The 13,927-nt window shown below is 68.6% G+C and carries 12 protein-coding genes; 4 read left to right on the forward strand and 8 right to left on the reverse strand.

Going from position 1 to position 13,927, the window contains the following annotated elements:
* Window positions 1-118: 118 nt before the first annotated feature.
* Complete coding sequence (locus tag PI86_RS02620) at window positions 119-1,555, reverse strand: DUF1254 domain-containing protein (protein WP_039318497.1); 1,437 nt, start codon at window positions 1,553-1,555, stop codon at window positions 119-121.
* A gap of 311 nt (window positions 1,556-1,866) precedes the next feature.
* Here PI86_RS02620 and PI86_RS15915 point away from each other — a divergent pair, with 311 nt between their 5' ends.
* Together PI86_RS15915 and PI86_RS02625 are read left to right on the forward strand one after the other, a co-directional pair.
* Window positions 1,867-2,130 (forward strand): toxin HicA, encoded by a 264-nt coding sequence (locus tag PI86_RS15915; RefSeq protein WP_082012114.1) that lies wholly within the window; start codon window positions 1,867-1,869, stop codon window positions 2,128-2,130.
* A 179-nt stretch (window positions 2,131-2,309) separates the two neighbouring features.
* On the forward strand, window positions 2,310-5,351 hold the full coding sequence (locus tag PI86_RS02625; RefSeq protein WP_082012115.1) for a heavy metal translocating P-type ATPase: 3,042 nt from the start codon (window positions 2,310-2,312) through the stop codon (window positions 5,349-5,351).
* A gap of 61 nt (window positions 5,352-5,412) precedes the next feature.
* On the opposite strand, the gene PI86_RS02630 is transcribed toward PI86_RS02625, so the two are convergent.
* From PI86_RS02630 to PI86_RS02635, 3 genes are all read right to left on the reverse strand, one after another.
* On the reverse strand, window positions 5,413-5,649 hold the full coding sequence (locus PI86_RS02630) for a hypothetical protein (RefSeq protein ID WP_039318498.1): 237 nt from the start codon (window positions 5,647-5,649) through the stop codon (window positions 5,413-5,415).
* 1 nt (window position 5,650) lies between these two features.
* Window positions 5,651-6,136, reverse strand: a complete 486-nt coding sequence (locus PI86_RS17590) for a tlde1 domain-containing protein (protein ID WP_082012116.1) — start codon at window positions 6,134-6,136, stop codon at window positions 5,651-5,653.
* A 225-nt stretch (window positions 6,137-6,361) separates the two neighbouring features.
* On the reverse strand, window positions 6,362-6,841 hold the full coding sequence (locus PI86_RS02635; RefSeq protein ID WP_039318733.1) for a GNAT family N-acetyltransferase: 480 nt from the start codon (window positions 6,839-6,841) through the stop codon (window positions 6,362-6,364).
* A 265-nt stretch (window positions 6,842-7,106) separates the two neighbouring features.
* Between PI86_RS02635 and PI86_RS02640 the strand changes: the two genes are divergently transcribed.
* Window positions 7,107-8,312: an MFS transporter gene (locus tag PI86_RS02640; protein WP_039318499.1), complete on the forward strand. Its 1,206-nt coding sequence runs from the start codon at window positions 7,107-7,109 to the stop codon at window positions 8,310-8,312.
* Between the two features lie 37 nt (window positions 8,313-8,349).
* Here the strand turns inward: PI86_RS02640 and PI86_RS17430 are convergent, their stop codons facing one another.
* From PI86_RS17430 to PI86_RS02650, 3 genes are all read right to left on the reverse strand, one after another.
* The gene (locus PI86_RS17430) at window positions 8,350-8,505 is read right to left on the reverse strand and encodes a hypothetical protein (RefSeq protein WP_162835528.1); all 156 of its coding nucleotides are present in this window, start codon (window positions 8,503-8,505) and stop codon (window positions 8,350-8,352) included.
* Between the two features lie 162 nt (window positions 8,506-8,667).
* The gene (locus tag PI86_RS02645) at window positions 8,668-10,065 is read right to left on the reverse strand and encodes a hypothetical protein (protein ID WP_039318501.1); all 1,398 of its coding nucleotides are present in this window, start codon (window positions 10,063-10,065) and stop codon (window positions 8,668-8,670) included.
* 104 nt (window positions 10,066-10,169) lie between these two features.
* A complete protein-coding gene (locus PI86_RS02650; RefSeq protein WP_039318502.1) occupies window positions 10,170-10,868 on the reverse strand; it encodes an MgtC/SapB family protein in 699 nt (232 codons plus the stop codon).
* A 111-nt stretch (window positions 10,869-10,979) separates the two neighbouring features.
* On the opposite strand from PI86_RS02650, the gene PI86_RS02655 reads away from it, so the two are divergent.
* On the forward strand, window positions 10,980-12,089 hold the full coding sequence (locus PI86_RS02655) for an AGE family epimerase/isomerase (RefSeq protein WP_039318503.1): 1,110 nt from the start codon (window positions 10,980-10,982) through the stop codon (window positions 12,087-12,089).
* On the opposite strand, the gene PI86_RS02660 is transcribed toward PI86_RS02655, so the two are convergent.
* Window positions 12,062-13,687, reverse strand: coding sequence for a methyl-accepting chemotaxis protein (locus tag PI86_RS02660; RefSeq protein ID WP_039318505.1), 1,626 nt, complete (start codon window positions 13,685-13,687; stop codon window positions 12,062-12,064). The two genes, PI86_RS02655 and PI86_RS02660, sit on opposite strands and share 28 nt — an antisense overlap.
* Window positions 13,688-13,927: the final 240 nt, after the last annotated feature.

A 13,927-nucleotide genomic window follows, 5' to 3' on the forward strand; every position in this document is an offset into this window, starting at 1 on the left:
CCGGAAAACCGGCACGGCCGCGCACGCTATCCCGAAAGTATAGGCTCAGGTGGTGACGGAACGGCGTCCGGGCGCGGCCGGCGCGCCCGCCGATCGGACAGCGGCGACCGCTATCCGTTCATTTCCGGACGACGACGGGCGGCATCCACGATCCGTCGCTCGCCTGCGGCTTCGGTGCGTAGAGGCGCAGCGCGAGCGCGAAATCGGTGCGCGGCGCCGGCAGCAAGTTGGCCGCGTGCGTGCCGCCCGGCGATGCCGACACGACCACGTCGATCGAGCCGTCGTGGTTGCGGCGCAGCCGGTCGCGGTCGCCGAGCGAGCGACGCGCCGAGCCGACGTCGGGCAGCGCGCCGTCCGTCGTATACGGTGTAAGGGTCCAGAACCCGCGCACCGGCGGCATGGCGCCCGGCGCGAAGTGCAGCACGTAGCGGTTCGCGCCGTTCAGCGGATGACCGTCGCTGTCGACGCGCACGAGCGCGAGCGTCTCGTCGTCGCGCGTCGCGGTGCCGAACTGCGTGTAGGCCGCGTAAGCGCGCAGCGTGTAGTCCTGACCGTACTTGCCGGCCGTGTCGCCGATCCAGCTCCAGCCGTTCGCGTTCAGCAGGTTCGGCGGCGGCGCCACGAGCCGCGCGCGCGCTTCGGCGACGCCGGCCGTCGCGGCGGTCAGGCGGTCGCCCGTCCACAGCACGGGGTAACCGGCCGACACGCCGATGTCGTTCAGCAGTTCCTGCGCATGCGCGTCGTCGGCGGGCGCCGGGTTGTCCTGCAGCGCCTGTGCAAAGCGCGCGAAGAACGCCTTCGGGTCGAGCGCGGCGACCTGCTCGGCCGGCGTGCCGCCGCTCGCGGCTTCCAGCGGCGCGCTGCCCGCATGGACCGCGACCGACGCGCCGCGCGCGCTGCCCGTATAGACGGACAGCGGCACCACGCGGATCGCGCGCTGCTGTTTCTTCACGTTCGTGAGGTCGCGGCCGCCGCTCGTCTGCAGCCGCACCTCGAGCCACGCGTTGGCCGACGGCACGTCGATGCGCACTGCGCCCGTCGGCAGCGTGCCCTGCCAGTCCTTCGCGGCAAAGGCAATCGTTTGCGATCGCGCAACGCCGCGTGCGCCACGTGCCGCCACGCTCGACGACGACCACAGCACGTTCGTCCACATGTCGAGCGCGCGTGCGTCCCAGTAGCGACCACGGGTGTCGGGCAGCGTAACGATCACCGGCTCGGCGCCGACGTCGAGCCAGCCGGTCGAGTCGAGCGTGTCGACGCCCGGCAGCGGCGGGTTGAGCGCGCCGACGGGCGGCAGCGCCTGCGCATGACGCAGCGTGTTGAGCGGCGCCTGCCCCGGCTGCGCGCCGTCGCCCCCCGTCGCGGCTTCCTTCGCGACGTCCATCAGCACGAGCGGATACGCATAGACATAGGAGTCGGCCACTTCGGCGCGCATCCAGCCGGTTTTCCGCTGGATCGCGTCCGGTTGCGACGCGCATCCCGCCAGCAGCGCCGCAATGGCCAGCGACGCGCCTGCGCGCCGCGGAGAAATTGATTCTCGTAGGTTTTCAATCATTGATTACTGGCCGAATATCGTTCTTTTCAGTCAACGCCTTGTTCGACTCGCGAGCGGTGAAAGCAAGGCACCCCAGCCTGCCCTGTCGCCGCTTCGCCACGGCGGGCGCTGATGTCAGGGCGGTATCATAGCGCCTAAGGGCATCCCCCAATATGCCGAATAACGGGTGGAGCGGTAGTTGGGTCGTCGGCCATCCCGACGCGGCTCCGGCGCGTGGCCCGACAATTCGGTCGATATTGCCCCGCACAAGCGGGTTGCCGTCATGCTTCCGTCCTGATTGACTTGTGGTGCCACTATTGACGCCATTCGTTATGGCAAACGAATGGAAGATCCTCGAGCAAATGAGGCCTGAGCCGGCGAATGTGCGATTCAACGATCTGCTGAAGATCTGCGAGGCACACTTCGGACAGGCCCGCCATTCCGGTTCGAGTCATGCCATTTTCAAGACACCGTGGCAAGGCGACCCTCGGGTGAATATCCAGAACGATCGCGGGAAAGCAAAGGCCTACCACGTACGGCAGGTTCTCGACGCGACCGACCGACGGAAGGAAGGAGGGAAGGAACAGAAATCATGACCCAAGACCACTTTACGCATTGCGTAACGTGGTCCCCGAAGGACGGGGAGCACGTCGGCAGCCCCGCGCCGGTGCACACGCCCCTGCGTCGCATCGTCGCCACCCCTTGACCTTCCTATCATGGGAATGTTGATACTGGGACCATTCGCGGCTCGAACCGCGCTTTTGGGAAATCCGCCATGACTGAACCACTCGCCTCCGCGGGCGTGCAAACGATCGAACTGACCGTCGACGGCATGCATTGCGGCGGCTGCACGGGCCGCGTACAGCGTGCGCTGGCCGCCGTGCCGGGCGTCGTCGACGCCGCGGTCGACCTCGACGCGCATGCCGCGACGGCCATCGTGCAGGACGCGGTCGAGCCCGCGCAGCTCGTCGACGCGATCGGCGCGGCCGGCTACCGTGCGACGGTGCGCGAGCCGGCAAGCGATGCCGTTGAAACGGCGCCTGCGCGGCACACCGAGCCATCGCCCGCGCCGGCCATCGCCACCACCGAGCTCGATATCGACGGGATGACCTGCGCGTCGTGCGTGTCGCGCGTCGAGAAGGCGCTGGCGAAGGTGCCGGGCGTCACGCGCGCGTCGGTCAACCTGGCCACCGAACGCGCCACCATCGACGCGGCGCCGGACGTTTCCGCGTCGCAACTGGTGGATGCCGTGAAGCAGGCCGGCTATGGCGCAACGCCGACCGCATCAAATCACGCCGTTGCCCCTTCAGTCCCTGCAACCGCCGCCAGCATCGAACTCGACATCGACGGGATGACCTGTGCGTCGTGCGTGTCGCGCGTCGAGAAGGCATTGGCGAAGGTGCCCGGCGTCACGCGGGCATCGGTCAACCTGGCCACCGAGCGCGCGACCATCAACGCTGCGCCGGACGTTTCCGCGTCGCGACTGGCCGAAGTCGTGCAGCAGGCCGGCTATGGCGCGACGCCGGTCGCCGTCACGCCGCCTGCCGCTTCCGCTGCGTCGGCCTCTTCCGCCGAGTTCGAATTCGACATCGGCGGGATGACCTGCGCGTCCTGCGCCGGCCGCGTCGAAAAGGCGCTCGCCGCCGTGCCGGGCGTCGCGCGCGCGTCGGTCAATCTCGCGACCGAGCGCGCGTCGGTGCATGGCGCCGGCGCGCTCGACGCCGCCACGCTGATCGCGGCGGTCACGACGGCCGGCTACCGGGCGTCGCTCGCTGCCGCGCCGGAAGCCGGTGCCACCGCCGGCACGGACGCCCGCGCCACCGCCCCGGCACCGGCCCCCGACGCCCGCAAGCGCCGCGAAGCGATCCGCGAACGCAACCTCGTGATCGGCTCGGCCGTGCTGAGTGCGCCGCTCGTCGTGCCGATGCTCGTCGCGCCGTTCGGCATCGACGCGATGCTGCCCGGCTGGCTGCAGCTCGTGCTCGCGTCGATCGTCCAGTTCGGCTTCGGCGCACGCTTCTACCGCGCCGCCTGGCATGCGGTGAAGGCGCGCGCCGGGAACATGGACCTGCTCGTCGCGCTCGGCACGTCGGCCGCGTTCGGCCTGAGCCTGTGGATGCTGTTGCGCGACGCCGCGCACCCGGGCCACCTGTATTTCGAGGCATCGGCCGTCATCGTGACGCTGGTGCGCTTCGGCAAGTGGCTCGAAGCGCGCGCGAAGCGCCAGACGACCGAGGCGATCCGCGCGCTGAACGCGCTGCGGCCCGACCGCGCGCGAGTCGTCGAGCACGGCGTCGAACGCGACGTGCCGCTCGCGCAGGTGCGCGTCGGCACGACCGTCAGCATCCGTCCCGGCGAGCGCGTGCCCGTCGACGGCCGGATCGTGTCGGGCCGCTCGCACGTCGACGAATCGCTGATCACCGGCGAAAGCCTGCCGGTGCCGAAGGACGACGGCGACCCGGTCACGGCCGGCTCGATCAACGGCGAAGGCGCGCTGGTCGTCTCAACCACCGCGATCGGCGCGGAGACGACGCTCGCGCGCATCATCCGTCTCGTCGAATCCGCACAGGCGGAAAAAGCGCCGATCCAGCGGCTCGTCGATCGTGTGAGCGAAGTGTTCGTGCCGGCGATCCTCGGGATTGCCTTGCTGACGCTGATCGGCTGGCTGATCGCCGGCGCCGGCACCGAAACGGCGATCCTCAACGCCGTCGCGGTGCTCGTCATCGCGTGCCCGTGCGCGCTCGGCCTCGCGACGCCGGCCGCGATCATGGCCGGCACCGGCGTCGCGGCACGCCACGGCGTGCTGATCAAGGACGCGCAGGCGCTCGAACTCGCGCAGCGCGCGACCGTGATCGCGTTCGACAAGACCGGCACGCTGACCGAAGGCAAGCCGTCCGTGACGGCCTTCGAAGCGGTCGACATCCCACGTGAGCAAGCGCTCGCGCTCGCCGCGGCGGTCCAGCGGCACAGCGATCACCCGCTCGCGCGCGCCGTGGTCGCCGCGCACGCTGCGGACGTCATGTCCCGCGGCGGCGCCGGGGAGGCGGTCGTCGCAGCCGATGCGCGTGCGGTCGCCGGACGCGGTGTCGAAGCGCGCGTCGACGGGCAGCTTCTCGCGCTCGGCAGCACGCGCTGGCGCGACGAACTCGGCATCGTCGTGCCGCCCGCGCTCGACGCGCGTGCGGCGGAACTCGAACGCGCGGGCAATACGATTTCGTGGTTGATGCGTGCCGATACGCCGCGTGTGCTGCTCGCGCTGATCGCGTTCGGCGACACCGTGAAGCCCGGCGCGCGCGACGCGATCGCGGCCCTGGCGGCGCGCGGCGTCGCGAGCGTGCTGGTGACGGGCGACAACCGCGGCAGCGCGGCGGCCGTCGCGGCGGCGCTCGGGATCGGCGAGGTGCATGCGCAGGTGCTGCCCGACGACAAGGCGCGCGTGGTGGCCGAGCTGAAGCGCAAGCACGGCGGGATCGTCGCGATGGTCGGCGACGGGATCAACGACGCGCCCGCGCTTGCCGCGGCCGACGTCGGCATCGCGATGGCGACCGGCACCGACGTCGCGATGCATACGGCCGGCATCACGCTGATGCGCGGTGATCCAGCGCTCGTCGCCGACGCGATCGACATCTCGAAGCGCACGTACCGGAAGATCCAGCAGAACCTGTTCTGGGCGTTCGTCTACAACCTGATCGGCGTGCCGCTCGCGGCGCTCGGCTGGCTGAACCCGGTGATCGCGGGCGCGGCGATGGCGTTCTCCAGCGTCAGCGTCGTGACGAACGCGTTGCTGTTGAGGAGATGGAAAGGCCGCGCACGTTGACGTGGCGCGGTGCGAAAGCGGGTGGGACGACAACCCGCCCGCTTGCCGCCGCGCACTGGATTCAACGGCTTCGACGAATCCAGAAACAATACGCGCCGATCGCGACCAACATCGCGCCGTCAATAATACCCAGCAACGGAAGCGGATTCGTCCACTTGTCCATATTGGTCGTGCGCGCGTAGTAGGGCGGACCGTCGCCGTACGCCTCGTTGAGGTTGATCGCGTTGAACGCGAAAACGAGCACGACCAACATCAGCAGTGCGGCACCGATCAAGATGCGCAACGGGCGTTTTCGCATTTCAATATTGAACTGTCAGTGGAACGTAGCACTCGGGTGTGTCCTTCGTTGCAGCCTCGATATCGCGAACGAAACCTTCCATTCTCGAATTAAGATTGATGCACCCAGCGGACCCGGCGTGACTGCCGCCGTGGATAAAGAATCCACCGCGACCGAACGTCCGGGTGCCGGGCATGACGTGAATGGTCAGTCGGTGATCCCCCCATGCTGCGCGTGAAGCAAGGTTGTACCAGCGATTCGTCCACATCTGGGAAGGCTGAATCCAGTATCGACCAGGTGGTATAGGGCCAACATTTTCCATCTGTTGGCGAGCGCTCGAATAATCGAAATTGCCGCGACTATCCGGACGGCCGGAAACTGCAGGATATATCCTGGTTGCCCCGCCCGTCATGACCAAAAAGCGCCCATCGAAGCGGAGCGAAATGGAAGCGCGCGCGCATGCGGGTACACTCGGATTACCGCGTTCGGCCGCATACTTGGTCCCCATCGTTCTTATCCTCGTTTTTTGTGATTTGAGTGCGCCAAGCTATTGGCCCGCCCATCTTGGGCGCTCCGCTCGATTTCAGTCGCTCGGCGGATTCGAGCACACCGCGTTCAAGATGTTGATCGGGGCTCAAAGGCCTGTCCGGAGCGCGCCACCCGTCACCCGGGCTCTCACACGAAAGCGTGTCGAACTGCAAACGCTACACCCGCGGCGTTCATATCCTCTCTGTTAGCCCGGGACGACCGGCTTGATCAGCGTCGTCGTGATCGGCGCGAAACCGCAGGCCCGATACAGCGCACGTGCGGCCGCGTTGTGATTGAACACCGACAGCCCGATCTCCGTGACGCCGTGGCGGCGCGCCTCGGCGTCGAGTGCGTCGAGCGCGCGCGTGGCCCAGCCCTGGCGGCGCCGGGACGGGACGATGTCGAGGTCGTAGATGAACAGCGTGCGGTTCGCCCCTTCGGGCACGATTGCGTACCAGAGGTCGCCGACCGTATCGCCGCTGGCGGCGTCGATCAGCAGGACGAGGGTCTGGCCGGAGGTGAGCAGGCCGTCGGGCAGCAGCGTGTCGAAACAGGCGCGGGCCCGGCCCGCCGCGTCGTCGGCCGCGTTCTGACCGGATGACACGAGATCGCGCGCGTAGCCGTCGATGGCGCGCGTGCGGTATGCCTGAAATTCGCCGGCCGTCATCGGCCGCATCTGCAGCATGGCCCGGTTGTCGCGAGGGAAGTCGGACTTCCAGTGTAGCGGGACGGTCGCACCGGCGCGCGATGCGGCGATACCGATCGAGAAAACGTCTGCCCCGCGCCGACTCAGCATGGCGGCGACGCGCGCGCCTTCGACGAACGGCGTGTCAATGCAGATGCGCCCGCGCGGATCGGCAGATCGCCTGTCACGCGGCGCCCATTCTCTATGCATCCCCGCTGCGTTCTGATTAAATGACCGGCTCCCGGCATTCCGCAGAACAATAACGATGAGCGATCTGAATAGCGAAGTTTCCGTCGGAGAAACGCACGCTCCCGACGCTACGCGCCGGCGCACGCTGTGGGCCGCCTGCGGTGCGCACGCGGTGCATGACGGCCTGACGGACGTCATCTATGTGCTGCTGCCGATCTGGCAGGCACAGTTTGCGATCAACTTCGCGCAAATCGGCCTGCTGCGTGGATCCTATTCCGGGGTGATGGCGGGCTTCCAACTGCTCGCGAGCCGCGCGGCAAGGCGCTGGGGGCGGGAACGCATGCTGGTGGGCGGCACGGCCGTCGCCGGCATCGCTTACCTGATCGCGGGCCAGGCCGGCGGACTGGCGACACTGATGGTCGCGCTGGTGCTGGCCGGACTCGGCGCAAGCACGCAGCATCCGCTCGCGTCCTCGATGGTCAGCGACGCCTATGACGCGGGCGGCGGCGTGAAGGAAGCACTCTCCCAATACAACTTCGCCGGCGATATCGGCAAGACGCTCATACCCGGCGCGATCGGTCTGCTGCTGGCCGTCGCGACGTGGCGCACGGGCACCACGCTGATCGGGTTGATCGGCCTCGCTTCGGCCGGCCTGCTTGCGTGGCTGATTCCATCGAACCACGTGGCTGCCAGGCTGAGCGGCAAAGCACCGAGGGCTGCTGCCGTGCGTGGATCGGTCCGGGGTTTGCGCGCGTTGCTCGCGACCGGAACCGTGGACAGTGCGGTGCGGATGGGTTTTCTGACGTTCTTGCCGTTCCTGCTGAAAAGCAAGGGCGCCGGCACCGCCGGTATCGGCATCGCGCTGGCGCTGCTATTCGTCGGCGGCGCGTTCGGCAAGTTGCTCTGCGGCTATCTGGGCGTGCGCATCGGCATGATGAAGACGGTGTGGCTCACCGAATCCGCCACGTCGCTGCTGATCGTGCTCGTCGTATTTGCGCCGCTGTTCGCGATGATGACCGCGCTTCCGTTGCTTGGGCTCGCACTCAACGGAACATCGTCGGTGCTGTACGGTGCGGTGCCCGAACTGGCGGGCGAAGGCAAACGCGAGCAGGCGTTTGCGCTGTTCTATACCGGCACGATCGGTGCCGGCGCGCTGTCGCCGGTCCTGTTCGGACATCTGGGCGACGTTGCTGGCGTGCCCGCGGCACTGCTTTCGCTCGCTGCGATTCTGCTGCTGACGCTACCGCTGTCGTGGTCCGTCCAGAAGGGACTGGATGCGTGACGCGGCGCAGTCGATCTGACCGCGCCCGATTGGCGAATCAGCGACGGTACAAGACGATCGGTACGAGGTTCGAACGACGCAGGCGCTCGGCTTCGGCGCGACGCGCAGCGTACGAATATTCCGCGTCGAGCGGCAGGTGCGGGGAGACGAACAGGTCGTCGATCTTTTGCAGCAGGGCAAGAATGAAGCTCATGTGAGACTCCTGACAGATGGCGCTAGGGTTTTCCCTTAGACAGACTCTATTCTAAGGGTTTTCCCTGAACTCTGCCAGCACGCCGCACCCGTGTCGCCGCCGACGCACGGGCCGGAATGGCGAGCCTTGCCCGCTCTGGGTTTACAGGTAGGGTCTGAATATTTAACGGATTCGACGCGCCCGCTTCGCCGCTGCCGCCTCGCGATTCGCGTTGCGCTGAAGCCGGTCGACCTGCGACAGCATCGCTTCGTGGTGTTCCGCGAGCGTCATCAGCGTGGCCTGCTGGGTCGACAGATCGGCAGCCAGCCGGTCGATCCGCTGTTGCCGGGCGTCCAGATCCTGTTTCAGCTGCGCGATCTGCCGCGTTTGCAGCACCAGCGTGACGAGGCCCGCGAAGACGACGGTCGCCAGCGCCAGCAGCAGCCGGTTGACGCGACGCATCTCGCGATCCGCAGCCTGCTTCAGGTTGGCCGTCTCGGCCTGCAGGGTGGCGAGCCGGTTCGACAGCGGGCGCAGGTGGGTGTCGGGATCGAAGACCGGCGTGCTCGGTGCGGTCGATTGCGCGCCGTCGGCCGACGGCTTCGTCACGAACGACGCCGCGGACGCCACCGGCTGCACGGCCGGCGATGCCGACGCTGCAGCTGCTTGCGCGGCAGTTGCGACAGCGGCGGAGTCGACAGGTTCGGCGGTTGAAAGCGGTTCGCCGGATGGCGCAGTGTGCTGAGGTGCGGTCGATTCCGGCTCGGCGCCGACAGCCGCCTCTTCCGGCGCGCTGCGCACCGCTGCCGCTGCGCGTGCGCCGGCGGCCGCCCGGCGCTTGCCGCCCGAGGCGGCACGCCGCCCTTTCGCGGTCTCGCCGGGCGTCCGCACTGCTTCATCCTGCGTGACCGGCGCTGCGGCAGCGTCGGCCTCGGCGCCTGCTTTCACGGGACGGTCGCCGACAACTGTCTCGACCGCGCCGCTCTCCGCACTGTCGATCGCCACCGAGCGATCGGTTTGCGTCTCGGCCACGTGGCCAGTTTCCGACACGCTGCCGGCCTTCGCCTGGCCGCCATCAGTGACTGGCTCGCCGGCTGCAGTCGCGATGACGCCATCAGACTGCCGCGCATCGTCGAGCGCCTTTGCGTCGGCAGCGGCAGCGCGCACGACATCGGCGTCGATCCCATCCCCGTTGCCGCGCGTCGCTGCCGACACTGTCGTCGGCGCGGTGTCGGAAGCCTGCTCCACCTCACCGGCAACGCCGCCGGTCGCCGCGAAGCCGTCTAGCGTCGCCTGCCGACGGGCATGCTCGCCGTCCGCGACAACCGCCACCGTCCCGACATCCGCCACCGCGTCATCGCGCGCGACGACCGACGCACGCGCGGCCGGCTCGAACACCGGATCGCCGAACAGGTCGAGCGTGCGTTCGTCGCGCGGCGCATCGCCGGCCGGCGCGTTGCCGGGCCGCACGGTGGCCTTCGCGGACGTGTCGCTCACGGCCGCGACTGCGCGCGGACGCGAACGGGCCGACGAACGGTTGGAATGGGAACGGGAGCGAGGCAGGGAAACGGATTCGGTCATGGAGTCGGATTACAGGCCCGCGAACGCGGAACCGGATGTCGAACGGAATCAGTGACCAGCCATTGTCGCATGACCGATCGCCGAACCGGCCGTTCCGATGCCGTCTATTCGTCGTCCGACAATCCGCTGCCTTCCTCGAAGCGCGTAACGCACGACAGCCCACGGAGCTTGTCGCAGATCGCGCGATACTCCAGATCCGACACGCGCCCGAGCGCGATGCGCACTTCGTCGTGCTCGCCCGTGTCATCGGCGCGCTGCACGATGAACTGCTTCACACGCGCGCTGTCGGGGCCGAGCGCCGCGTGCAGCGAATCGAACGTCAGTGTGCCGCTCACCACCGTCAGCGCAAGCTGGCGGCGCTGCCGCACCGTGAAGTAGCGCCGCTCGAGCGGCTTGATGCCGGCCAGGATGATCAGGATGATGATCGTCGCGGAAATCGCTGCGACGTACAGGCCGCCGCCCACCGCGAGGCCGATCGCGGCGACCGACCACAGGCTCGCGGCCGTCGTCAGCCCGCGCACGATCTCGCCGCGCAGCAGGATCGAGCCCGCGCCGAGGAAACCGATGCCCGACACCACCTGCGCGGCGATCCGCGACGGATCGAGCACGATGTGTTCGCTGCTGCCGAGCACATCGGCGAAACCGAATGCCGACACGATCATGATGAGCGTCGAGCCGACGCAGACCAGCATGTGCGTGCGCAGGCCCGCCGCCCATGAAAGGCGCTCGCGCTCGAAGCCGATGACGCTGCCGAGCGCCGCCGCGAGAACCAGTCGCATCACGAGTTCCAGGTTGCTCAGCATGCGATTTATCTCCTTTTTTGAGGACGGCCGCGCGGAATGTTATATCCTTGGCCCCGGCCGCGCCGCTCCGGGCCGCGCCGACTCGACTCGATCCAAGCGCTCAACCCCGCCATGTCCGTTCCCGATTCCGCTTCCACCCAGACCGCCCGATTGCGCGACCATTTTGCGCACGTCATCTTGCCGATCTGGCAGGGTTCAGGGTTCGACCAGACACTACGGCTGCCGTTCGAGGCCGTCGATCCGGCCAGCCACGCACCGCTGCCCGTTACCCGTTATCGCGCCATGGCATGTGCGCGGCAACTGTTCGTGTTCGCGCAGGCCGGCAACACCGCGCACGCGGCCACGCTGTTCGACTCGCTGTGCAGCCGCTTCCGCGACCCGCGCCACGGCGGCTGGTTCTACAGCGTCGACGCGCAAGGCGCGCCGCTCGACACGACGAAAGACCTCTATACCCACGCGTTCATGGTGTTCGCGTGTGCCGCCTGGCATGCGGCGTCGGGCGACGCCGCGGCGCGCACGGTCGCCGAGGAAACCGCCGCGCTGATCCAGGACCGCTTCGCGCCGCAACCGGGCAACGCGCTACTCGACGCCGCACGTCACGCCGATTTCTCGTCATCGGGCAGCGGCGCGCTGCAGAACCCGCTGATGCACCTGACCGAAGCGTGGCTCGCAGCGGCCGATGCGTTCGGCGACGCGGCGTTCGACGATGCGCTGGCGCACACCGCACAGGCCGTCGAGCGCACGTTCGTCGATACGGCGACCGGCTGCGTCGCCGAGCTGCCGCTCGGTGCGGCCGACAACCGCTTCGAGCCCGGCCATCAATTCGAATGGTTCTATCTGGTCGATGCGGCCGGTGCACGGCTCGCGCAAACCGGGCTCCCTGACGCGCTCGCGCGCGCGTTCGCGTTCGCCGAGCAGCACGGGATCGATGCGCAGACGGGTGCCGTGTGCGCGGCAGTGGACGCGCAAGGCGCGTGCCTCGACAGCACGCAGCGGATCTGGGCGCAGACCGAATACCTGCGCGCGCTCGCGACGCACGGCGGCACGCCGGCGTCCGCGCCGCTCGCGCAGCAGATCGAGCGCTTCGCCGCGCGCTTCCTGCATCCGCGCGGCTGGTTCGAGTGCAAGACGGCGGACGGGCAGGTGTCGCGCGCCGACATGCCGTCGACGACGCCCTACCACCTCGCGACCGCCTACGCGGCGCTGCCGGCCGGTTCGTAACCCGCGCCGTCGAACGACGCCGCGCCCGCATCGCGCACACCGCGACCGGCGCGCGCGTCGCCCAGTTCGAACACCGACACCGCCTGCATCAGGTGCGCGGTCTGGTCGTTCAGCGACGCGGCCGCCGCCGCGACTTCCTCCACCAGTGCCGCGTTCTGCTGCGTCAGCTGATCCATCTGCGTGACGGCCTGGTTCACCTGCTCGATGCCGACGCTCTGCTCGACCGACGCGGCAGTGATCTCCGACATCGTCTGCACGACCCGTGTGATCGACGCCGACACCGTCCGCATCGCGTCGCCGGCACGCTCGACAAGCTCCGAGCCGCCGTCGATCTGCGCGACCGATTCCTCGATCAGCGCCTTGATCTCCTTCGCCGATTGCGCGCTGCGCTGCGCGAGCGAGCGCACTTCGCCCGCGACCACCGCGAAACCGCGGCCCTGCTCGCCGGCCCGCGCGGCCTCGACCGCCGCGTTCAGCGCGAGGATGTTGGTCTGGAACGCGATGCCGTCGATCACCGAAATGATCTCCGCGATCCGTCCCGAGCTCTGCGCGATGCCGCGCATCCGGTCGATCACGCTGTCGACCACGCCGCCGCCATGGCGCGTCGCGTCGAGCGCCGCGTCGGCCAGCGCGCTGGCCGCGCGCGCGCTGTCGGTGTTCTGGCGGACGGTCGCGGTCAGTTCCTCCATGCTCGCGGCGGTTTCCTCGAGCGACGCGGCCTGCGTGCCCGTCCGCGCGGACAGGTCTGCGTTGCCGCCGGCGATCTCGCCCGCGCCGAGGTGGATCGCGTCGGACGCGTGACGCACCGTGCGCACGGTGTCCGCGATGCTTGCCTGCATCGCGGCGAGGCCGCGCAGCATCCGGTCGATCTCGAACACGCCGCCGGCCCGCACGGCCTCGTCGAGCCGGCCCTGCGCGATCCGCTCGAAATGGCGGCCGGCTTCGTCCAGCGGCGCGACGACCGCGCGCCGCGCGGCCGCGTAGATGGCCGCGCTCGCCGCCAGCATCGCCACCAGCAGCACGATGCCGACCCACTTGAACCACTGCATCCCGCTGTCGATCGTGCCGAGCGCGTCGCGGCTCGATGCGCCGCCGTAATCGGCGAAGCGGTGCAGTTCGGCGAGGTACGCGTCCTGGAAGCCTTGCGTCGGCTGGTCGAGGAACGCCTGGATGTTGTCGGCGTCGAGGAACTGCACGAGTTCGCCCAGCGCGCCGCGCAGCGCGCGATAGCGCTCGGCGAGCGCCGCGACGCGTGCGCGGTTCGTTTCGTCGACGGGCTGCGCGGCCGTCAGTGCGGCGAACGCCTTGTCCGCTTCGGCGAGCGACGCGCTCGCATGACGGATGATGTCGTCGGGCTTCGGGCCGCCGCGCACCATCCGCGTGCCGGCGCGCGACAGGTTGACGCGCGCGTCGAGCAGGCGCTCGGTCGCCTGGCTGGCCGCGTCGACCTGCGAAATCGCGACGTTCGACAGATCGTCGACGCCGCTGCGCGTCGACGCGAGCGCCCAGAAGCCGAGCGCCTCGATCGCGAACAGGAAGAGGCAAAACACGGTCAACACGCCGAGCAGACCCGACGCGAGCTTGATTTTTCCGAACATGGGGGAGATTCCTGGAGAGCCGACGATGGAGCAATGAACAATGCCCCGGCATTAGCGGCATTTCTTCGTCGGACTTTAGAGACGGCCGGTCAGGGGCGCCGTCTTTTCCGCCGAATCGCCCGCAAACGAGGACAATGCCCACATTCGACGCAATAATCGCGTCGCACCGCATCGGCAATCGCAAGAAACGCGGACGAATTTCCTTGCTTATCCGCAGCCCCCTTCCTAGAGTTCAGCGCA

The sequence above is a fragment of the Burkholderia sp. A9 genome (assembly GCF_000801975.1).

Coding starts and splice junctions, on each gene's coding strand:
- PI86_RS02620 (WP_039318497.1), bottom strand. CDS start 1,555: ATGATTGAAAACCTACGAGAATCAATTTCTCCGCGGCGCGCAGGCGCG.
- PI86_RS15915 (WP_082012114.1), top strand. CDS start 1,867: ATGGCAAACGAATGGAAGATCCTCGAGCAAATGAGGCCTGAGCCGGCG.
- PI86_RS02625 (WP_082012115.1), top strand. CDS start 2,310: ATGACTGAACCACTCGCCTCCGCGGGCGTGCAAACGATCGAACTGACC.
- PI86_RS02630 (WP_039318498.1), bottom strand. CDS start 5,649: ATGCGAAAACGCCCGTTGCGCATCTTGATCGGTGCCGCACTGCTGATG.
- PI86_RS17590 (WP_082012116.1), bottom strand. CDS start 6,136: ATGGGGACCAAGTATGCGGCCGAACGCGGTAATCCGAGTGTACCCGCA.
- PI86_RS02635 (WP_039318733.1), bottom strand. CDS start 6,841: ATGCTGCAGATGCGGCCGATGACGGCCGGCGAATTTCAGGCATACCGC.
- PI86_RS02640 (WP_039318499.1), top strand. CDS start 7,107: ATGAGCGATCTGAATAGCGAAGTTTCCGTCGGAGAAACGCACGCTCCC.
- PI86_RS17430 (WP_162835528.1), bottom strand. CDS start 8,505: ATGAGCTTCATTCTTGCCCTGCTGCAAAAGATCGACGACCTGTTCGTC.
- PI86_RS02645 (WP_039318501.1), bottom strand. CDS start 10,065: ATGACCGAATCCGTTTCCCTGCCTCGCTCCCGTTCCCATTCCAACCGT.
- PI86_RS02650 (WP_039318502.1), bottom strand. CDS start 10,868: ATGCTGAGCAACCTGGAACTCGTGATGCGACTGGTTCTCGCGGCGGCG.
- PI86_RS02655 (WP_039318503.1), top strand. CDS start 10,980: ATGTCCGTTCCCGATTCCGCTTCCACCCAGACCGCCCGATTGCGCGAC.
- PI86_RS02660 (WP_039318505.1), bottom strand. CDS start 13,687: ATGTTCGGAAAAATCAAGCTCGCGTCGGGTCTGCTCGGCGTGTTGACC.